This is a genomic window from Sporosarcina sp. E16_8, assembly GCF_017347095.1.
GTDB lineage: Bacteria > Bacillota > Bacilli > Bacillales_A > Planococcaceae > Sporosarcina.
This window is the reverse complement of record NZ_JADPRZ010000004.1, coordinates 182,400-203,869: the sequence shown is the minus strand read 5'-3', so window position 1 is coordinate 203,869 and position 21,470 is coordinate 182,400. Positions and strand designations below refer to the sequence as shown.

Annotated in this window: 15 protein-coding genes and 1 pseudogene; 8 read left to right on the top strand and 8 right to left on the bottom strand. The window is 43.7% G+C overall.

The features are described 5' to 3' along the window. Positions 1-287: 287 nt before the first annotated feature. Entirely contained in the window at positions 288-2,117 is a 1,830-nt protein-coding gene (locus I2484_RS05830) for an ABC transporter ATP-binding protein (RefSeq protein WP_207150088.1), read from the bottom strand. Continuing rightward, on the bottom strand, positions 2,098-3,840 hold the full coding sequence (locus I2484_RS05825) for an ABC transporter ATP-binding protein (protein ID WP_207150087.1): 1,743 nt from the start codon (positions 3,838-3,840) through the stop codon (positions 2,098-2,100). Before I2484_RS05825 ends, I2484_RS05830 begins: the two co-directional genes overlap by 20 nt. Positions 3,841-4,229: 389 nt before the next feature. Here I2484_RS05825 and I2484_RS05820 point away from each other — a divergent pair, with 389 nt between their 5' ends. Genes I2484_RS05820 through I2484_RS05805 form a run of 4 tightly spaced genes read left to right on the top strand, consistent with a single transcriptional unit; the run spans position 4,230 to position 6,922 of the window. Beyond that, on the top strand, positions 4,230-4,607 hold the full coding sequence (locus I2484_RS05820; protein WP_207150086.1) for a GntR family transcriptional regulator: 378 nt from the start codon (positions 4,230-4,232) through the stop codon (positions 4,605-4,607). Positions 4,608-4,609: 2 nt separating this feature from the next. Continuing rightward, the gene (locus I2484_RS05815; protein WP_207150085.1) at positions 4,610-5,518 is read left to right on the top strand and encodes an ATP-binding cassette domain-containing protein; all 909 of its coding nucleotides are present in this window, start codon (positions 4,610-4,612) and stop codon (positions 5,516-5,518) included. Continuing rightward, the gene (locus I2484_RS05810) at positions 5,490-6,239 is read left to right on the top strand and encodes a hypothetical protein (protein WP_207150084.1); all 750 of its coding nucleotides are present in this window, start codon (positions 5,490-5,492) and stop codon (positions 6,237-6,239) included. Before I2484_RS05815 ends, I2484_RS05810 begins: the two co-directional genes overlap by 29 nt. Beyond that, positions 6,239-6,922: a hypothetical protein gene (locus I2484_RS05805; protein WP_207150083.1), complete on the top strand. Its 684-nt coding sequence runs from the start codon at positions 6,239-6,241 to the stop codon at positions 6,920-6,922. Before I2484_RS05810 ends, I2484_RS05805 begins: the two co-directional genes overlap by 1 nt. Positions 6,923-7,090: 168 nt before the next feature. Here the strand turns inward: I2484_RS05805 and I2484_RS05800 are convergent, their stop codons facing one another. Then, a complete protein-coding gene (locus I2484_RS05800) occupies positions 7,091-7,990 on the bottom strand; it encodes a DMT family transporter (protein ID WP_207150082.1) in 900 nt (299 codons plus the stop codon). Positions 7,991-8,124: 134 nt separating this feature from the next. On the opposite strand from I2484_RS05800, the gene I2484_RS05795 reads away from it, so the two are divergent. Continuing rightward, positions 8,125-9,768, top strand: coding sequence for a sensor domain-containing protein (locus I2484_RS05795; protein ID WP_207150081.1), 1,644 nt, complete (start codon positions 8,125-8,127; stop codon positions 9,766-9,768). Positions 9,769-9,854: 86 nt separating this feature from the next. Here the strand turns inward: I2484_RS05795 and I2484_RS05790 are convergent, their stop codons facing one another. The 3 genes from I2484_RS05790 to I2484_RS05780 form a co-directional block, all read right to left on the bottom strand. Continuing rightward, complete coding sequence (locus I2484_RS05790; RefSeq protein WP_207150080.1) at positions 9,855-10,310, bottom strand: threonine/serine exporter family protein; 456 nt, start codon at positions 10,308-10,310, stop codon at positions 9,855-9,857. A gap of 20 nt (positions 10,311-10,330) precedes the next feature. Then, a complete protein-coding gene (locus I2484_RS05785; RefSeq protein WP_207150079.1) occupies positions 10,331-11,077 on the bottom strand; it encodes a threonine/serine exporter family protein in 747 nt (248 codons plus the stop codon). Between the two features lie 226 nt (positions 11,078-11,303). Then, positions 11,304-13,454, bottom strand: coding sequence for a beta-propeller domain-containing protein (locus I2484_RS05780; RefSeq protein WP_207150078.1), 2,151 nt, complete (start codon positions 13,452-13,454; stop codon positions 11,304-11,306). Positions 13,455-13,635: 181 nt separating this feature from the next. Here I2484_RS05780 and I2484_RS05775 point away from each other — a divergent pair. Next, positions 13,636-14,949, top strand: a pseudogene (locus I2484_RS05775) (short-chain fatty acid transporter). Between the two features lie 138 nt (positions 14,950-15,087). Here the strand turns inward: I2484_RS05775 and I2484_RS05770 are convergent. Next, positions 15,088-16,281, bottom strand: coding sequence for a GTP-binding protein (locus tag I2484_RS05770; protein ID WP_218627928.1), 1,194 nt, complete (start codon positions 16,279-16,281; stop codon positions 15,088-15,090). Between the two features lie 214 nt (positions 16,282-16,495). On the opposite strand from I2484_RS05770, the gene I2484_RS05765 reads away from it, so the two are divergent. Then, complete coding sequence (locus tag I2484_RS05765; protein WP_207150077.1) at positions 16,496-18,019, top strand: DASS family sodium-coupled anion symporter; 1,524 nt, start codon at positions 16,496-16,498, stop codon at positions 18,017-18,019. Between the two features lie 117 nt (positions 18,020-18,136). Then, entirely contained in the window at positions 18,137-19,018 is an 882-nt protein-coding gene (locus tag I2484_RS05760) for an SDR family oxidoreductase (RefSeq protein ID WP_207150076.1), read from the top strand. 249 nt (positions 19,019-19,267) lie between these two features. On the opposite strand, the gene I2484_RS05755 is transcribed toward I2484_RS05760, so the two are convergent. After that, a complete protein-coding gene (locus I2484_RS05755) occupies positions 19,268-21,469 on the bottom strand; it encodes a YhgE/Pip domain-containing protein (RefSeq protein ID WP_255551124.1) in 2,202 nt (733 codons plus the stop codon). Position 21,470: the final 1 nt, after the last annotated feature.

Genomic DNA, 21,470 nt, shown 5'->3' with positions numbered 1-21,470 from the left:
CGTACTTAGGCTGCGTTCCTTTGAAACGGCCGCTTACGCTTTTCTATACTGTCTAGACTCCAGCGCCTAGCTCGCTGTGGAAAAGATGAAAGAACCAAAAGCCAAAGTGCGGCTTCCGGATCTTTCCCTTTTTCCTTCACGAGCTACCCAGGCGCTTACGCTTTTCTATACTGTCTAGACTCCAGCGCCTAGCTCGGGTCATAAGTCATACCAGCTATGTGGCAAAGTACGCCACTCCGCCGGCACGCCTTATGCCTGCCGCGTTTAGGCAGGCCGCTTACGCTTTTCTATACTTTCGATTCAAGCAACATATTGTAAAAAACACCTTGTCTTTCAATCAATTCCTCTTGATTTCCAAACTCTATCAGTTTTCCTTGCTCCATAACATAAACGGTATCGGCTTTCCGAACGGTGTTCAATCTATGTGCAATAACAAAACTGGTCCTGCCTTCCATAAGGCGATCGAGTGCTTCCTGGATTTCTAGCTCTGTCACCGTATCGATGCTGCTCGTGGCTTCATCGAGAAGGAGAATTACTGGATCTGCAACAAGCGCTCTTGCAATTGACAGTAACTGCTTCTGCCCTTGTGAAATTTCGCCGCCATCTGCCGTTAATACAGTGTCATAGCCATCTTCCAGCCGACTAATGAAACTATGCGCATTGGCCTGTTTTGCCGCCTTGATGACTTCTTCGTCCGTAGCGTCAAGTTTTCCATAACGAATATTTTCAAGTACTGTAGCTTCAAAAAGAAATGGATCTTGCAAAACAAATGCCGTCTGGCTACGAAGTGTTTTCCGTGGCAACTTGCTAATCGGAATACCATCGATATAGATTTCTCCTTTATCGACTTCATAGAACCTAGCAAGCAACTGCATAATCGTTGTCTTCCCTGCGCCAGTAGCCCCGACAAATGCCGCCGTTTCTCCCGCCTTCACATGAAATGATAAATCGTTAATTGTATAGCCGTCCGTTTCGACTGCATAACCGAAGGATACATTGCGGAATTCGACGTCTCCCCTGAGGATCCTATCCTCATTTTCTGTCGCCTCATCCTTCTCGACCGGTTCATCCATAATCTTAAAGACCCGCTCCGCTCCCGCGATTGCCGACAGCACTGTGTTAAATTGGTTGGCAAGATCATTAAGCGGACGCGTGAACTGGCGTGCAAATTCCGAGAAGATGACGATTGTCCCGACCGTTACAACGCCGTCCCCTCTTAACGCAAGCAATCCACCCACCCCTGCAACGACCGCAAAACTCGCGTTGTTTAACATATTCATCACTTTGGGGATAAAACCAGAGTAAGTCAACGCCCAGAAACCGGTTCGTCGAAGTCGGTCACTCTTCTGCGCAAACTCTTCCATTACACGTTCTTCCTGTGAAAATGCTTTGACAATGCGCTGGCCAGAAATTGTTTCTTCAATCATTCCGTTTAATTCGCCCACTGCTTGCTGCTGTTCTTTAAATAAAGGTCCCGTACGGCGCGTAATCCACCGAATCGCTACGAACATCACTGGAACAATGATCATCGTCAGTAGTGTCAATAGAGGGCTCAAGTAAAGCATGACCCCAAACGTTCCGGTCAGCGTCAAGATGCTTGAAAATACTTGGATGAAAGATGAGTTCAGCGTTTGGCTAACGTTTTCAATATCGTTGGTAATTCGGCTCATCAGTTCACCGTGCTGCCGTTTATCAAAAAATGTGACTGGCAACTTCTGAAGATGGGCAAACAAGCTCGTCCGTAAGCGGAAAACGGTTTGTTGTGCGATGCCTACCATCCAATAGTTTTGGAAATACATCGCAAGTGATAAGCCTATATAGATAGCGATAAGCCACCCGATACTGCCGCCTAAACCCGCGAATTTCATCGGGATTATATAGTTATCTATAATTTTCCCAATCATCAACGGCCCAAGCAGCGCGAGGACTGAACTGACGAAAACAAGTGCGAGCACAGCAATGAGTAGTCCTCGCTGTTCATCGACAAGTTTCCAAATCCGGAAAAGAACTGACTTCCAATTACTTGCACGCTCTTTTTTCTTCTTCCCGGTGCCATTAATATCTTCCTTTGATAGAATCGGCTCGTAGCCGAACGGTTTACGAATTGCGCGTAACATCGGCCGCCACCTCCTCATCGGATTGGGATTCCGCAATTTTCCGGTACAGTGCGGATTGCTCCATCAGGTCGTCATGTGTTCCGTAGCCAACAACTTGCCCTTCATCTAATAGAAGAATTTTGTCCGCGCCTTGTGCGGTCCGGATTTTTTGTGTGACAACGAGCATAGTCGCTTCTTCTCCTTCAAGCGCATCCCATAGTGCCGTTTCCGTTTTCACGTCAAGCGCACTTGTGCTGTCATCGAGAATCAAAATCGATGGTTTCCGAACGAGCGCCCTTGCAATGGATAATCGCTGTTTCTGACCACCCGATAAGTTAACACCCTTCTGTCCGACCCTCGTTCCATACTTTAGCGGGAACAGATCAATTGATTCATGGATTTGTGCTTTTTTAGCCGCCTCTTCCAATTCGTCGACATCCGCCTCCATATCGCCCCATGACAAGTTATCCAAAATCGACCCTGTAAATAAAATCGATTGCTGCGGCACGAGTCCGATTGTATCCCTCAAATCTTTCAGCGGCCAGTCCTCTACTTCTGTTCCACTGACATAGATCTTCCCTTGTGTTTTTTCAAATATACGTGGAATAAGATTAAGCAATGTAGATTTCCCGGATCCAGTCGCTCCCATAATAGCGAGTTTTTCTCCCGGTGAAACGTGGAATGACACGTTATCTAAAATCGGTTCCAACTTACCTGGATACACGAACGACACGTTTTCGAATTGCAAATCGCCTTCATTGCGCAACAGTCCTGTACTTTCCGAACTATGGATTTCCAAGTCTTCATTCGCAAGCAGAACTTCTTCCATCCGCTCAGAAGATGCTTTTGCACGCGAGAATGCCACAATAATGAATGAGAACATCGAGAACGCACCCGTCATGCGCATTGCGTAGTTAACAATTGCTACTAGTTCACCCACTTGTGCGCCGCCATCACGAACTTCAATAGCACCGAACCAGAGTACAGCCATTAGACTGGCGTTCATAACAAATAATAGGATGGGCAATATAAGCTCCATCATTCGCATCGCTTTGACGGTATCCGTTCTTAACAGATTAGATACTTTTGAGAAGCGGCTTGCTTCATAAGCCCCGCGTAAAAACGCTTTAATAAGCCGTACAGCCTGTAAGTTTTCTTGAATGACACGGTTTACTCGGTCAAGCCTGTGCTGGACTAGCGAAAAATAACTGACCCCTTTTTTAGCCATAAAATAAAGAAATATCAGCAAAAATGGTGCCCCAACTACTAGGAATAATGCCAGTTTCACATTGACGAAAAAAGCCATAATCAGACTTCCAATTACGAGCAAAGGTGCACGCATCATGATCCGAAGTCCCATAAAAAGGACGTTTTGTGCCATCGTTACATCACTTGTCAAGCGCGTGATGAGTCCCGATGTCGGGAACCGAAGAAATGTCGCCATGGAAAATGCTTGTACTTGGCGAAACAATGCCTGTCGTAAGTCGAACCCAAAGCTTTGTGCCGCATGTGCAGCGAAGAATGAATTGATGGCCCCAGAAAAGAATGCAACAAACGCCAGTGCCATCATAACGCTTCCCCACGTCCAAATAACGGCCTCATTCCCAGCCATGATGCCATCGTCGATAATTTTAGCGATGAGCATCGGCTGAATTAGCTCTACAGATAATTCCAGTAACATAAGAACTAATGCAATTACGATAGGCCATTTATATGGCAACGCATAAGAAAAAACTGTTTTCATTTTTTTGACCCCCAGAAACTCTTTCGTTTTACGAATTACTTCTCGATAGAACTTATTATGCCACAGCTACTCGGTTGTGTATAGTCGATTCGACTGAATTATGGGATATCTTAAATTGTATGATTTCATTGAATACCGCTTCGCCGCTTAGGGGATGCCTCCCACCCTAAGCCAAACAGCTTCGCTACCATTCTTAGCGTTTCGGCTAGCTCTATAAGGCGCATGCGTTGGATTATAACTGCAACTTCTGAGTTCTGCGTAAATCTAAGCAACCTACCCCTTCCCTCTAATCAAAACTTCGAAATCCCCGATTATCAGTTGTATTTCATTCCCAATTACCGTATAGTACATTACAACAGTAATGCACTAACTATTAGGAGGTGACACCGGTGCTTAACCTGGACGGCTCGAAACCAATTTACGTCCAACTTGCGGAATGGATCGAAACAGAAATAATTGACGGCACCCTTTCACCCGATGAAAAAGTCTATTCACAAAACCAACTTGCGGAACTCTTCACTATTAATCCAGCAACGGCCGGCAAAGGGCTTACGTTATTGCTCGAAGCGGAAGTCATCTACAAGCGACGCGGTCTAGGAATGTTTGTCGCGCTGAATGCCCGCGCCAAGCTACTTGCCAAACGTAAAGAAGATACTCTTCGGCGACTAATTCAGGAACTGCTCAACGAAGCTGCGCTACTAGGTGTTGATGCTTCACATTTGCTAGCAATGATTGAAGCAGAGCGCGCGCAGAAAAAGGGGGAATAAACATGACGGTGATTGAATTTAACGATGTGACAAAAACATATGGTAAACGTATTGTGTTGAATAAGATGACTTTCAGCATTCGACACGGTGTTCTTACAGGAATCATTGGACGTAATGGGGTCGGCAAATCCACAGTAATGAAAATCATTGCAGGACATATTCAAGCCACGTCCGGAGACATCCGTGTTTTTTCAGACAAACCTTTCAACAGTTTGAAAGTGTCTGCAAACTCCATCCTTGTTGACGACACAATGAGTTTTTCTGACAAACTGACGTTGAAAGACATTTTGAAAGAGGCGGATCGTTTCTATCCGAACTGGGATGCTCCACTTGCACAACGATTGTTCGATTACTTCAGTTTTCATTCGGATGCGCGCCAGATAGATCTTTCTAAAGGGAAAAAAAGCACATTCAATGCCATTATCGGTCTTGCCTCCCATTGTCCGCTGACGATTTTCGACGAACCGACCACAGGTATGGATACCGTCGTACGGAAAGACTTTTACCGTGCGCTACTAAAAGATTATATTGCTCATCCACGGACCATTTTACTATCTAGCCATCACCTTGAAGAAATAGAAGACTTGCTCGAGAATATTCTCTTAATCCACAATAAAACCGCCCTTTTTCACGGTCCTGTAACGGATTTACAAGAGATGTTTGTCAGCTTAATTGGGAAAAACGAGCTAATTAGTACCTTCATTGCGGATATAGAAATTTTCAGCAGCCAGATAAATGGTTCTTTCAGTGAAATACTCGTCAAAAACAATTTCACTCCCGATGAAATAAAACAGTTACACACACAAGGCATCCAACTAGTTCCTGTCTCAGCGGACGATGCATATGTTGCACTGACAACCGGGACAAAAGGAGGTATCGATCATGTATTTAACGGAACCCTTGTTAACTGATGTCGTAAAAAAACAATTTCTTCATAAATTGAAGGCATATACAGGTGTCTTTAACTCACTTCTTGTTATGCAGCTGATTGGAATTATTTTAGGTTTTGGAACCAGCAGTGGTGGATCCAGTAGTGGAGGTACGCTAACGGTAAACTATAGTTTTCTAACTGGAGATGTGCCCGTTATCTTCACGCTTCTTTGGGCATTTTCAATGGGCATCCTTGTCACAACGCTAGCTTATCGTAACGACGCTTTTTCTTTCGTATCAAATCGGCTTAGCCACAACATATCCAGCTTTCTGTTTTTACTATTTGCGTCTGTCATCGCCGGTACCCTAGCAACCCTTGCAGGTTCAATCATTAAACTTATCTCTTCATTCCAAAGTGATCCCTTATTCGCGGAAACATCAGGACTGTTCAGCTCTCCAGCCGACTTTTTCATCATGACCTCGACTTCGGTTCTATACACCGCCCTGTTTGCAAGCATGGGTTATGTAGTGGGTTCATTCATCCAGCGCAGCAAATTCGTTCTCCCACTTCTCATTGCAGCAATCTTTGTAATTCCACTACTCCAGTTAAATATGAGGGGCCAAGACCTGATTGCAAACAGTGTTGCTTTCTTTGGTACCGAAACATCGTTACTCCTTTTCTTACTAAAAATAATTGTAACAATTAGCATACTTTTCGCCATTTCCATCGGGGTTACAACTAAAACGGAGGTGAGAAAATAATGTCTGGTCTTATATCTCTCATCTTTATCGCTTTAATTATGTGGTACTTCTTACAAGGAAGAAAAAAATCGACACGTCAGATAAATAAAAAATGGACGTATGTGTTTTTGGCAACATATGCAGCCCTTTTAATCATTGCAACGGTTGCAGTAGAACTAGTTGATACCACTTCTTTAAACAGTCAACCGAAAGCGGAATCAAATGAACATCTTAATCGCCTTACGACTGCTATACAAAACGGGGATATCGGGTCAATCGATTCTTCCACTATTCTCAGTAAAAAAACGCAGACCATTGGAAAAACACTCCGAATGAATGCGCAAGGCAATGATATTAATTCAACAATTATTGTAGAACGTAAAAGTGAAAATGATGGATTGATTGAAGAAACAATCATTAAGCCTCATCTTCTGCTCGGCGAGTACGATTTCTCTGATCAACTTAACTACGAAATACCAGAATGGACCGCCTACTCGATCACGTTCCTAGAACCACCCCTTACCGAAATAACCTATACCACTTATCAGGAAGCTTATCTGTTAAGACAGTTCACACGTACATCCCGACAAAGGAATAATTCTCACCACACTTCAGAGCGCCAGATTGCTGTACATCTACTAGTCCCAAAAGATTTAATCATCACCGCAGACGAACGTCTTTACATCAACTACATCAATGAATAAGAAAATCCCTGGAAGTCATGAGGATAAAGGCGCACTATGCCTTTTCAACAAGGCTTCCAGGGGTTGGTGTCTGTAGTCTAGACACCGATCTATGTAGAAAAAATTATACTTTCTAATCTTTTAACAAAAGGACCGGAATTCCCCAATGGGACCGGTCCTTCTACTATTCTATGTTCTCGCCTTGCTCCCCGCAATCGACAGCCAAGTCACCCCGATAAGCATGATTATGGCCCCTGTCAATTGCCACATACCAAGTACCTGACCGAACCAAATAACGGAAACAACCATTGCTGTCAGCGGTTCAAAGCTTGATAATATGCTCACTTCCACTGGTGATATGTATTTCATGCTGCTCATGAACAAGATAAAGGCAACCGTCCCTACTACAGTGACGAGTAGGAGCATGCCCGCAATGGTCCAATCTGCTAAATAGTATAAGTGGGTAACAACAGTCAATGGATTCGAAATGAAAAGCGTCATTCCCCCGATAATCATTCCCCAGCCAATTGATAGCAGAACTCCCCATTCTTGCATCAGCCGAACCGGGTATAATGTGTAAAACGAGAATGCAAAACCAAGTGCAATTCCCCATAAAACCGCAACTTTGCTCAGAGCAAAGCCGGAAAACGAGCCGTTTGTCAAAAGGAGGACTAATCCCACCAGTGTTACAATCATTCCGAGTACTTGTACAACCGGCGGCCAAGTCTTTTGCGCTGCCGTTACAAATATGATGATGAAAATCGGTGCAAGAAACTGGAACAATGTCGCAATGACTGCATTACTCGTATTAATAGACGCAGCAAACGTGAATTGGACCCCGAGCATGCCAAATACTCCAAAAAGAAGGAGTTGACGTGCCCATACTTTTTGCCGCCAAGGAAGAGTGATGGGTTTCCCCTGTATCTTCAGCATAGCAAGCAGAAACGAACCCGCTAGCAGGAGGCGAACTGTCAGCATGAAGGAAACCGACATATCACTATGTAGCAAAATCCATTCCATCATCGGACCCGTGGTCCCCCAAAGCATTGCACCCGAAACAATCAAAGCAATACCCTTTAATCTATCCATGTCTATCCCCCTAATTCCACTATTTATCTACAAATACAGATACTAAATTAATGATTTATCACTTTCATGATGTACAGACACGAGAACTTCTTTATAATAGTAATATCATACATATCCGGAAGGGGGACATTTATATGAAGCCAGATTATGGACAATTCGTGCCAGAACTGCCGGACATAATGAAAAGTCTCGAACAGTTTTATATGGTAACCCGAACAGATAGTGAAGGTTCGATTATTTATGCAAACAAAAACTTTTTGGAAACCAGTAAATGGACACCTAGGCGGGTGCTGGGAGTAACTTTGTGGCAAATGCTTCCAGAAACTGTTGAAGGTCAAATTCAGGCACATGACATTTGGAAAAGCATAATGGCTGGGAGAAAGTGGTTCGGCAAGGTTGAAAAAATAACGCGTTTGGGTGAACCGTATTTTGTGAATATGATTGCCATTCCCAACATGCCGTCACATGAAAAACCGTTTTCCGTTACTTTCCTTGAATTGGATATCACTGAAGACGTGCAGTTACGGGACCAGCTACAACAAATTGCATTCATTGACTACGAGACTGGACTAATGAGCCGCTACAAACTTGAAACGACCGTGACAGAAATTATTGAAGAGGCAAAAAGTTTCTCATTTGTCCTCATAACTATTGATCACTATTATACATTGAAAGATCTTCATTCATCCGAATCAAAGATTGAACTTATTAACTCATTTTCAAATCGGCTTAAGCGATATTTCCAAGATAATCTAATAGCCAGGGTCGGTGCAAATGAATTTATCGTTCTTACCGCCTTCGGTGATTGGTATGTGCAAGGCTTTCTACTATTCCTTGAACAGCAACCGATCTATATCAACAATAGTGCCATTCCGTTATCTATTAGCGGTGGCGTCGTCCGCTATCCTGAAGACCAGAAAACCTATAACCACCTTATGAAAGCCGCATTGGCCGCTACAAAAGATGTTAGCAATAATGGGGGCGGTAAGATTTCTTCTCTCTCAGCCGCTTCACATAAAGTGCTTAATAGGCGAGCAATTATCGACCAAAAAATGTTATCCGCCCTAAACCATCAGAGTTTAAAAGTAGTCTACCAACCACAATTCGATCTTGCATCTGGTGAAGTGACACTTTACGAAGCGCTCATTCGATGGGATGATGAAGAACTTGGTACTATTACGCCTGACGAGCTTATCCCAATCGCAGAAGAGAACGGTCTCATCCATAATATTGGAGCTTTCGTACTTGAAGAAGCCGCAACCGTTGCCGCACAGTGGAACGAACAAGGCCGTCATATAGATATTTCAGTAAACACTTCCGTTCGGGAGTTCAGTAATTCACAAATGAAAAACAAAGTTATAGACATCCTTAATAAGACGAAATGCCCCGCAAGTTGCATCCAGTTCGAAATAACCGAGAAATTTGCTTTCCAAGCTGAAGAAGAAAGTTCAATCATTCTTCAGATGAAAGAACTTCAAGACGCGGGAATCGAATTCGCACTAGATGATTTCGGTACCGGATATGCATCATTCCGGTATATGCAGCATCTACCTATTACAAAAGTAAAAATCGACAAGGTATTTATCGATTCCTTAACGACACATCCAAAAACGCAGCAACTTGTTGAAGGAATGATACGTTTTTGCAAATCGATGGGATTATATATCGTAGCAGAAGGTGTTGAAACAAAGGAGCAGTACAAGCTTCTCGAAAAAATGGGTGCAGATGCCGTACAAGGTTATTATATTGGCATACCGGTAACATCCGACACCATCTAATTTAATAATGTTAATTAACGAAACGGAGTATCTTTCATAGGGAGGACACTCCCTTTTTTTATCTGTCTAGGCCACCCACGCTTTTCTCAAAGCTTTTTCCCCCTCTTCCTTCCGATACCGGACCTAAAGACGAGCTGTATAATCACTTCTGCAAAAACAAGCCCCATCGCAATCGCACCCGATACCATGAAAGCACCCGATGCAAATGAAATTGCCGTTAAATAATCTTGTTCAACAATATGCCTCATCGCATTATAAGCCATCCCCCCCGGCACGAGCGGAATGATTCCAGCGACACTGAATATGATCATTGGTGTACGAAAACGTTTGGCGAAAATATGAGCAACGAGCGCAACCATGAATGCACCTAGGAATGACGCTTGCACGGGATCGCTCGATATTCCATTAAACAAGCTATAAACGAGCCAACCCGTCATCCCTACAAAACCGCAATAAAACAACATTCTACGTGGGGCATTAAATATAATTCCAAAACCTGTCGCCGCAAGGAAACTAAGAATCGCTTGTACAATCCACGTCAAAACTCAAACCCCTTTTCCATTTAGAAAGATAAAACTAGTGCCACGCCAGCTCCGATTGCAAATGCCGTCAGAAATGCTTCCGCCCCTTTTGACAATCCCGACATAAAATGACCGGCCATCAGATCGCGCACTGCATTCGTAATGAGTAGGCCTGGAACGAGTGGCATGACCGATCCAATGATAATTTTATCGAGTTCCAGCCCTAGTCCGGTCTGAACTGCAGTAAACCCGATAAGCCCAATAAACAATGAGCCAACGAATTCCGCAAAAAACTTTACCCTCGTCAACTCATGAATTTTTGTCACTATGACGTATCCGACACCTCCCGCGAAGATAGCAGCGGGTACATCCATCCAAAGACCGCTGTACAAGATTAGAAAGCACCCACTCGCGACAGCTGCAGCAATAATCTGTAGCCAAAGAGGGAACATGACATTCGTTTTTTCGATTTCTTGGAGCTTAGAGTACGCTTCTTCAAGTGTATATTCATTTGTAGATAGCTTACGTGAAACGTCATTAACGAGTGCAACCTTTTCAAGATCCGTCGTCCGATCCTTTATCCGAATCAGCTTCGTATGATGCGGACTGCCTGGCGAAAAAATAATACCTGTCGGCGTAACGAAACTATGAGTAGCTGACAGTTGCTGCGTTTCAGCCATTCGCGCCATTGTATCTTCTACCCGGTACGTCTCTGCTCCAGCTTCCATCATGAGACGTCCCGCGAGCAGACAGCAATCGATTGCTGTCTCTTTGTCCACTATTGGCATATGTCGTCCTCCTAACTCAGGTGAAATAAAGTGCGATGTCTCTCTATATGAGTTTATATAGGTATACATTTATCACATTTATATAGAGCAATAAAACCCAATTCCTCTCTATTAAATAATCTTATCGAAGCTGAAGGCAAATAACAATGAACAAAGTGAGTTGATACCCTTTCTGCACAAGAAAAAGACCCAGCGCGAGTCCGAATCTTTCATCTTAGAATCCTATTCAGTCAATTTGTAAGTTACCAATTGGCGCATACGTATCAAGTGAGTAATTTTTGATTTCCTTCATTGAAACTGTGTACAAGATGTCTTTGCTATAAAGCATGCGCTGTATTTCTCTTTCCCAATCCCCGTACTGCTCTCCGCGGCTTTTCGCTTTCAGTAAATCGCCCTTTAGCACGATACCGTGTTCTGGAGTAATTTCATAGACAAGCGCACCAGAGCTTTGAAAGTCGATGTTATGATCTTTCCCTATTTCATCGTAAACCGATACTGGGAAACCGTATAAGTTTCGTTCTTTATGCTGGAACAATGCTTTGTGATCATATTGAACCGGCGAGTATGTTCCACGACCGCCAATGATTTCGGTGTCCGTCTCTTTTGGATTATTGAAATCAGTTACGTCGAATAAGGAAACCTTCATGCCCATCGTCAAGATGAGCGGTTCTCCCCCTTGCGGATTTTTCTCGGCAACTGTTTCATAACCAAAGCCAATGAGATGGTTTTCATCAAGCGGATGCAAGTAGTTGCTGAAACCTGGAATTTTCAGCTCGCCAAGCACTTTCGGGGCAGTCGGATCAGCCACGTCGATAACAAACAGTGGATCCGTTTCCCTGAACGTCACCATATAGGCCTTATCCCCTATGAAACGTGCAGAGTAGATGCGTTCTCCTTTCGCAAGACCTTCAACCGATCCTGTGGTATTAAGGTTTTCATCCAAAATGAAGAGATGGTTTTTAGATGGTTTTTTATCATCCCACATATTTCCCTCTGTCGTGACGACTCGGAAATAACCATTGTGTTCATCCATTGAAAACTGGTTGAGTAAATGCCCTTTTAGTGTGGCTGAATTTTGAAATGTGACGTTTGTCTTGTTCAATGTAAACTTAAATAATTCACTGTTTGCAGTGCCGGGATTCCAACTCATTTTATTGGATATAGAGGTGTTCGTTTCGTAAATTGTCGCCGCCAAATACAGATTTTTTTCAGACATATAGAGTTGCTCACTGGCACCTAGATAGCCTTTCGTCACAACCTTACCCTCTGCTGGTGATGAAAGGTCAATGGCTGAAATGACGGAGTACGTTGGTTCCATCGCACCTGGTAGAATTGAGATATCCTTGTAGTCAATCAGTTCGGAATCAGGGCCTTCTATGGAATCATATACATGGGGACGAAGCGTGTCTCCATCGATTTCATTCATTATCCAGAAGTTCGGCTGTACATTCGTTACAAAGTACAGCATATTTCCTGTTTTCCGTGCACCGTTTAAATAGCCTTCAGCTCCGATTTCTCGAATAAGTTTAGGCGTTTTCGGATTCTTAACAGTATACATACGAACCGTAGTCATTCCGTTCATTGGTCTACTGGTCCTCGCCTCACTAGTACTCTCTTCGTTGTTGTAAGGTTCATATTTCTCACCAAGGACAATTAGCGTGTCGCCGTGTAGGAACAATTGAGATGGATAAAATTCTTCTTCCATTTTAATTTCCGAAGTCTTCTGGATTTTCTTCGGGTCGCGGATATCGGTAATGGTGACTTTGTTATTGCCCATTACAGAATATATATAGTTACCGTCTGTCTTTACGCTATCGGCTTCATCGACTCCTTCGACTTGATTGTTGGTTGTCGAATGATCTGAACCACTACTTTTAGCAGATTCTGATTTAGCGCTATTCGACGAAGTTGCATCTTCCATTTCCATTGTTACCGTTTGATCTGATTGTTGCATTTTATTCGCTCGTTCGAAATAGGCTTTCAACTCTTTTGCAGACGCGACGGATTCGATGGTTTCGTGGACAGTAAATTTGACTTTATCCATTGGTAGCGATTTTAAGACCCTGCCTTTAAATGCATTTTTCTTGACGTGAAGTGTATACGACCCCGGTACGAGGCCTTTTACATATAGTGTATTACCAGCATTTCCAAGCGTAACGTCGGCTGTTACCTGCTTTCCATTTCGATCAGCTATATATAAATCATTCGATCCCAATGCGTCCTTTTTCAACGGTGTGGAGAAGTTTGCGTGCCATCCCTGGTCCAAAAGTGCACTATTGGATGCCGTAACAGTCACTTTGTCGATGAAAAACGCGATAGAAATTGCAACTACTGTAATAAATGCCGTAATAAAAAGCCAACTTACCTTTTTTTTCAATTTGACCAACCCTTCCCTTTTGGTTTGTTACACCATTAGACTCTGTTAGGATGATTTCGTTTCACTAATCTGAAAATTTTTAGTAGTCGTTGTTTTATTATGAAACTATGCTAAAAACATATCGATTGAATGGCTAGCATAGTATAAGCTTAGGAAGGACAAGAGAAGAGGGGGATGTTTTGTGAAAGTATTAACAAGGTGGTCGAATACACTAATGGAGCGGTATTTACCGGATCCATATATCTTCGTCGCAATTCTGACGTTGGTCGTATTCTTGCTAGGCCTCGGATTAACTGATTCCGGACCTCTCGACATGGTTACGTATTGGGGAGATGGTTTCTGGGGGCTTCTCGCATTTACAATGCAAATGGTTATTGTTCTTGTTGCGGGGCATGTGTTAGCAAGCAGTCCAGTATTCAAGTAACTATTAAGTACTCTGGCAGGTTTCGCGAAATCACCTGGTTCTGCAATTCTTCTAGTTTCAGTTGTATCACTGATTGCTTGTTGGATTAATTGGGGATTCGGTCTCGTTATCGGTGCACTTTTTGCGAAAGAGATTGCACGTAAAGTAACAACGGTCGACTATCGACTCTTAATTGCAAGCGCTTACTCAGGTTTCATCATTTGGCACGGTGGACTTGGTGGATCGATTCCACTTTCAATTGCGACAGCAGATCACCCATTCGCAGGCATCATGGGTGTTGTTCCGACGTCAGAAACGATTTTTTCAAGCTATAACATAATTATTGTTGTCGCACTTATTATCTCCGTTCCGATTTTGAACCGCTTCATGATGCCGAAACCGGAAGATACGGTTACTGTAGATCCGAAGCTGTTGGAAGAACCTATTGAAATTGATAAAGATACAGATCGCACACCAGCAAGCAAGCTTGAAAACAGTGTTACGCTTTCCATGCTGATTGGTGCGCTCGGTCTCGTCTACCTGATTCAGCATTTTGTTTTAAAAGGCTTCGATTTGAATTTGAATATCGTCAACTTGATATTCTTCACGCTCGGAATCATTTTCCACGGGACACCGAAACGATTCCTTGCAGCGGTTACGAATGCTGTGAAGACGGCGGGCGGTATCATTATCCAATTCCCATTCTATGCGGGAATTATGGGAATGATGGTTGCCTCTGGTCTTGCGGGTGTCATTTCCGAATCGTTCGTCAGTATTTCGAATGAGCATACATTCCCACTCTTCACGTTTTACGCAGCGGGAATTGTAAACTTCTTCGTACCATCGGGCGGAGGACAATGGGCTGTGCAAGCTCCTATCATGCTGGATGCAGCACAAACACTTGGCGTCAGCTATTCGAAAACAGCAATGGCCATCGCTTGGGGTGATGCATGGACAAATATGATCCAGCCGTTTTGGGCACTTCCTGCACTCGCAATCGCTGGACTTCGCGCGAAGGATATTATGGGATATTGTTTATTTGTTCTCTTTCTAAGCGGTATCATCATTAGTATCGGATTGTTTTTCTTCTAAAATAATTAAAAAGGGCTATGCCGTAAGTCGGTAATTTACGACTTACGGCATAGCCCTTGTTTGTTTAGTAGTAAAAGCTGGTTGGGTGGCGTTAAAAACTTGTGGACCGATCATTACCCCACGAACCAATCATTCTCCCTATTCAGCCGCCACGAACTTCGGCAGCGGATCTGCAAATCCAGACCAATCTATCGCCATTTCTTCATCTGTTAACAAACAACCATCTAGATCCTCCTCAATCTCTTCTCTGTCCATATCAAGTCCGATGAATACGAGCTCCGTTTGACGATCACCGTGCTTGTCATCCCAACGTTTCAGCAATTCCGGGTCGTCCGCGAAAACTAGCTTTTGCTGCGCTTTTGGAAGTGCTGCAATCCACTGCCCTGCCCCCTGGAATATAATTGAAGAACCAGCCTGCGATAATAATCCTGCCATTTCCGGCCGCGTCGCCAACCAGAAAAAACCTTTTGAGCGAACAATCTCTTGTGGAAAACCGGTTAGCCATTGATGCCATCTCACCGGATGGAATGGACGTCTCCTCCTATACACAAAAGATGTTATGCCGTATTCATCAGTTTCCGGTACATGCTCCTCGTTTAATTCCTTTATCCACCCCGCCCCTTGACTCGACTTGTCGAAGTCAAACAACTGGCGGTTCAAAATCTTCGCAGGATCCACACGGCCGAATTCAATCTGTATGATCTCTGCGTCTGGATTTATCTTCTTAAGGAACGCAAAAAATGGCTCTTTATAATCTTCATCAATAAGATCCAATTTATTTACTAGTAATAGATTAGCAAATTCAAGTTGATTGACTAATAGGTCTGCTATATCACGATGATCATTTTCATCATCGGTTTGCTTACGTTCGAGCAAAGTTTCCCCGCTTTCATAGTCCTTCCAGAAACGGAACGCATCCACAACCGTTACCATACTATCGAGTCTGCACACTTTGGATAAGTCGATTCCGATTTCTTCATCAATGTACGTGAACGTTTGTGCAATGGGAATTGGTTCAGAAATACCCGTCGATTCAATGACGATATAGTCGATATCGCCTTCAGCCGCGAGTTTTTCCACTTCTATCATTAAATCTTCACGTAATGTGCAGCATATACAGCCATTCGATAGCTCCACAAGCTTTTCTTCCGTACGTGAAAACCCATTGTTCTTAATTAAAGCCGAATCGATATTTATTTCACTCATATCATTGACGATGACCGCAATTCGTAGGCCTTCGCGATTCGCAAGTAGATGATTTAAAACGGTTGTCTTACCCGCTCCAAGATAGCCGCTCAACACCGTGACTGGAATCTTTTTTATTTCATTCATAATGGACTGCCCCTCACCTCAAATCGTAATGATTACGATTCATATATTACACAGAGATATTTAGTAATGCAAGTAAAAAATGAAAAAACCCCTTTTTTAATGATTTTCAAACTCACGTAATTACGTTTTACAGCTTAATTTCACAAATTCCATCGAATTGCTTTAGACTATCAAGCCTATTAGTTTCAATGCCATCGTTTGTTGGGTAATGTAAATGTGTAGCTATATTTATATAAGAAAGGGTCGATTACATTTGGAAAGTATAGAAAATATTACTAAGCCAAAACGAAATTTAAAACCATATTGGATTGCCCTTGCATTCACAGTCATGATTATCATCATGCTTCTTCCTAATTCCGGTGACTTGCCTGTAATGGGGCAACGTGCACTTGCTATTTTGGCATTTGCCGTCATTCTTTGGATGACGGAAGCGGTGGCTTATCCGGTAAGTTCGGCAATGATTATTGGCCTTATTGCCGTGACACTCGGCCTTGCACCCGATATGGCGAATCCCGATGAGATACTCGGCACAAAAGCAGCCCTTAAGTTAGCCCTTGGTGGATTTTCTAACTCCGCGGTTGCACTTGTTGCTGCCGCCCTATTTTTGGCCGCAGCGATGCAAGCGACAAATCTCCACAAACGGTTGGCTCTCTATATCCTGTCAAAAGTTGGGGTTAAAACGGGGGCTATCGTTTTCGGTGCCATAATCGTATCCATTGTACTTGCATTCTTCGTTCCAAGTGCAACAGCACGTGCGGGCGCAGTTGTTCCGATTCTTCTCGGAATGGTTGCAGCGTTCGGACTACCTCATAATAGTCGTCTTGGTGCACTTCTTGTCATCACTGCAGTCCAGTCGGTCTCCATCTGGAATATCGGGATTAAAACTGGTGCCGCACAAAATATGGTTGCGCTCGGTTTCATCGAAAAGGAAATGGGTGTATCCGTCTCTTGGGGAGCTTGGTTCTTGTATGCAGCTCCTTGGTCAATCCTTATGTCTATTGCATTGTATTTCATAATGATTAAATTGATTAAGCCAGAAACACAAGTTGTCGAAGGCGGGAAGGAATTGATCCAAGGTCAACTGAAAGAACTTGGCCCGATGAAATCGACAGAAAAAAGATTAATTTTTGTCGCACTTACACTGCTATTCTTCTGGTCAACAGAAGAAGTACTCCACCCATTTGATACGACGACTGTGACACTCGTGGCAATTGCGATTCTTCTCTCTCCCAAAATCGGAGTATTCGACTGGAAAACGGTTGAGAAACTTATTCCCTGGGGAACAATCATCGTTTTTGCAGTAGGGATTGCGCTTGGTACCGTCCTCTTGGATACAGGAGGCGCTCAATGGCTATCCAATAGGGTCTTCGGTGCAATGGGACTTGAAAATATGCCGCTTCTTGCAACGATTGCCTTGCTGTCATTATTCAACATTCTCATTCACCTCGGATTCGCCAGTGCGACGAGCTTATCATCGGCGCTAATCCCGATTTTCATCGCGCTTACAACGACGATTTCCTTGGATGCCAACAGCGTCGGATTCGTCTTGATCCAACAATTCGTTATCAGTTTTGGTTTCCTTCTTCCGGTCAGCGCACCGCAAAACATGCTCGCTTACGGAACTGGTTCATTTACGGTAAAGGATTTCTTGAAATCCGGTATAGCGCTAACAGTTATCGGGTATTTACTCATCCTGCTGTTTAGTGCTACGTATTGGAAATGGATTGGACTTCTATAATTTCAAACGAAACGCTAAGATCCCTCTCATTTCGGGCTATCTTAGCGTTTTTCGTTTATTTTATTAGACTATAGGGAATCACTTCTTATTAAGACCATTTGTATGGGAGGAGTTATTTTGCCAAAAGATAAATATGAAAAAATTGATAAACAGGTTTCAGGGCAGACTCAAGCTCATCAACCCGGTGTGGAGGCGGAAATGGATCCTGCACCGATTTATGATGATGAAAATTATGTAGGTTCAGGAAAATTGAAAGGAAAATGCGCTTTGATTACAGGTGGTGATAGCGGGATCGGTCGGGCAGTAGCGGTCGCCTTCGCAAAAGAAGGCGCGAATGTGGCGATTGCATATTTAAGTGAACAGGAGGATATCGACGCGGATAAAACAGTGGAACTCATTAAAGGTTATGGTGGAAAAGCGCTGAAAATCCGAATCGATATCAGCGAGGAAGAACATTGCGAGCAATTGGTGGATAAGGTTATTAATGAATTCGGTGGTTTGAATATTCTTGTCAACAATGCTGGTAAACAGTTTCCACAAAAAGATATCTCGTTGATTTCAGCAGACCAGCTTCGGGAAACGTTCGATACGAATTTCTTCGGCTTATTTTATATGACGAAGGCGGCTATAAATCATATGACAAACGGTGATACTATCGTCAATACATCATCCATTACAGCGTATAACGGGGCTAAAGAATTGCTCGATTACTCCGCGACAAAAGGAGCGATTACTTCCTTTACACGGTCACTCGCACTGAACTTGGGCGAAAAAGGGATACGTGTCAACGCCGTTGCGCCTGGTCCAATTTGGACACCACTCATCCCAGCAACGTTTGACGCGAAAAAAGTCAAAGAACATGGGGCAAACACACCTGTTAAACGTCGCGGCCAACCTGCTGAAAATGCACCAGCCTATGTGTTTCTGGCTTCAAGTGATTCTAGTTATATGACCGGCCAGACGATACATGTGGATGGTGGCGATTTTGTAGGATCGTAAATGGATATTTTCTGCGCGCCATGACTAAGTTCACCAATTGCCATGACTTCCAGCGCTCGAGCCATGAATAACTCGAACATTGCCATGACTTCCAACGCCCGGGCCATGAATAACTCGAACATTGCCATGACAAGCTGCGTGCGCCATGACTAGTTCACCAATTGCCATGACTTCACGACTATCTGCCCTACTTCAATAAAAAAACCCCTCTAGCACGGAATCTCTTCCGCCCTAGAGGGGTTTTTTCACTTATGCTTCCACTGTTTCTTTCGAATGCCTCTTTTTGTAAAGAAGTGCAAAGTATCCGAATGTAATCGCAAGGAACGCGACCATGAATCCGATTAGAATACCGTTGTTCATCCAAAGGAACGACATATTGCCTGTTGAGATGGCGGCTTTGAATGCTTGGACGGAATACGTCATCGGCAATAATGTGTTGAAAATTTGCAGTGGTGCCGGTATTAATTCGAGCGGGAATGTCCCTGCACTCGTCGTCAATTGCAAAATCAGGACAAGGATTGCTACAAAACGTCCCGCATCTGAAAGTATGGACACACACATTTGTACAAGTGCAATGAATGTGTAGCTCGTAATGATCGCGGTCAAGACGAACAACGGTGTATTCACTGTTTCCATTCCGAGTGCAAACTTAACAACCCCTGCTGCGATAAGTGCCTGCAAAAGACCGACGATGGCCAACACAGAAACTTTACTTGCGAACCATCCGAATGCCCCCGTTGGCTTAATAGCAGGTTCGACTAGCGGGAAGACGATGGAAAGAAGCAGTGCACCGACAAACAGTCCGAGTGATAGGAAGTATGGAGCAAAACCGGTACCATAGTTTGGTACATGGTTAATGCCTTCCTTCTCTACATCGACAGGTGCTCCGACCATTCCATATGTTTTGTCTGTCGGATTCACTTCGCTGGCAGTTTTATTTGCTTCTGCAAGTTTTTCTTGCAGTGTGAGTGTTCCTTCATCAAGTTCAACCATACCGTCAGACAGTGTCGCTGATCCTTCGGCAAGTTCTTGCGATTTAAATGCAAGTGTTTCTGTTCCTGATTTCAGTGTCCCTGTTCCTTCAGTTAATGATGTGAGGCCTGATGCAAGATCAGATGACCCTTTCTCCGCAGCCACGACGCCTTGTGAAAATTGTTTCAATCCAGCTTCAAGTGTATCGTTGCCTGACGCAAGGGCGTTTGCCCCTTCAAGAAGTTGTGCGGAAGACCCATTCAACTTCTCCAACCCAGCAAGTCCCTGGCTATGTGCTCCGGAAAGTTGATCGGCAGCACCATTCAAATCGGTGGTACCTGCTGCCATTGAAACTGTACCAGCAGACAACTCTTTCATCCCACCCGAAAGTGTAGCACTTCCTTGTTTCAATTGGCCAAGTGTTTCTTTGATTGCCGTTTGCTGTTCCTCTGAAAGCCCGTCAAGAACTGGACCAAGCTGTGTAGATAATCCCTCAATTCCAGCAGTGAGATTTGCAGCCGCCCCAGTAAGCTGACCTGCCGCACCATTCAATTGCCCAGATTTCTCCTTCAATGTACTAACAGCTGAGTTAAATTCTTGTTCTTTCTGACCCATTTGACCGTAACTTGCGGCCAATTGACCGACGCCTTCTGTATAGCCAGTAATTCCATCCTTAAGTCCTCCAGCGCCTGCTGAAGCCTTTTCTGCGCCTGCAAGAAGATCTTTTGAACCTTGCGATAAAGTACCGAGTCCTTTATTCAACTCATTGGCACCTTTAGCTGCATCGTTCGCTCCTTGCGCAAGTTTTTGTGAACCATCCGCAAGTGTAATCGTGCTGCTTGCCAACGTTTCAAGATACCCTTTCAATTCATCTGCGCCAGATGATAGTTTTGCGGCACCGTCATGTAATTCACCTGCGCCGTCCGCCGCTTCACCGAATCCATCGCCCATTTCCGTAATGGAATCAAAGAGCTTTTCCGCGTACGTTGAAGCAACTTGCTCATTCACTTCTGCACGAATTCGGTCCATCGCTGTTTCTCCGATTTGAGCAGAAAGGAAGTTGAATCCTTCATTTGGCTTATAAACAATTGTTAATTTTTCCGGTTCATCATCCAAAAGTGTAGTTGCGTGTTCGGAGAAGTTTTCCGGTATTTCAATTACTACGTAATAATCTTCATTTTCAAGCCCTTTTTCTGCATCTGATTTTGATACTTTCTTAAAATCAAACTGCTTACTGTCAATTAATTTATCGGTCAGTTCCTTTCCGAGTGCCAACTGCTTGCCGTCCATTTCCGCTCCATTATCAAGGTCGACGATTGCAACAGGCAAATCACTCATATTGGCATATGGATTCCAAAACGCCCATAAAAACATACCTGCATAAAGGACAGGTATAAACAATATAGCAATCAGTGGAACGATTAATTTTTTTGAACGTAAGAGCAGTTTCCACTCTGCCCATGTCATTGTATTCTTCATC

Excerpts from the sequence above, each read along its gene's own strand:
- I2484_RS05830 (WP_207150088.1), bottom strand. The coding sequence starts at position 2,117 with ATGTTACGCGCAATTCGTAAACCGTTCGGCTACGAGCCGATTCTATCA.
- I2484_RS05825 (WP_207150087.1), bottom strand. The coding sequence starts at position 3,840 with ATGAAAACAGTTTTTTCTTATGCGTTGCCATATAAATGGCCTATCGTA.
- I2484_RS05815 (WP_207150085.1), top strand. The coding sequence starts at position 4,610 with ATGACGGTGATTGAATTTAACGATGTGACAAAAACATATGGTAAACGT.
- I2484_RS05810 (WP_207150084.1), top strand. The coding sequence starts at position 5,490 with ATGTATTTAACGGAACCCTTGTTAACTGATGTCGTAAAAAAACAATTT.
- I2484_RS05805 (WP_207150083.1), top strand. The coding sequence starts at position 6,239 with ATGTCTGGTCTTATATCTCTCATCTTTATCGCTTTAATTATGTGGTAC.
- I2484_RS05800 (WP_207150082.1), bottom strand. The coding sequence starts at position 7,990 with ATGGATAGATTAAAGGGTATTGCTTTGATTGTTTCGGGTGCAATGCTT.
- I2484_RS05795 (WP_207150081.1), top strand. The coding sequence starts at position 8,125 with ATGAAGCCAGATTATGGACAATTCGTGCCAGAACTGCCGGACATAATG.
- I2484_RS05785 (WP_207150079.1), bottom strand. The coding sequence starts at position 11,077 with ATGCCAATAGTGGACAAAGAGACAGCAATCGATTGCTGTCTGCTCGCG.
- I2484_RS05770 (WP_218627928.1), bottom strand. The coding sequence starts at position 16,281 with ATGAATGAAATAAAAAAGATTCCAGTCACGGTGTTGAGCGGCTATCTT.
- I2484_RS05765 (WP_207150077.1), top strand. The coding sequence starts at position 16,496 with ATGTGTAGCTATATTTATATAAGAAAGGGTCGATTACATTTGGAAAGT.
- I2484_RS05755 (WP_255551124.1), bottom strand. The coding sequence starts at position 21,469 with ATGAAGAATACAATGACATGGGCAGAGTGGAAACTGCTCTTACGTTCA.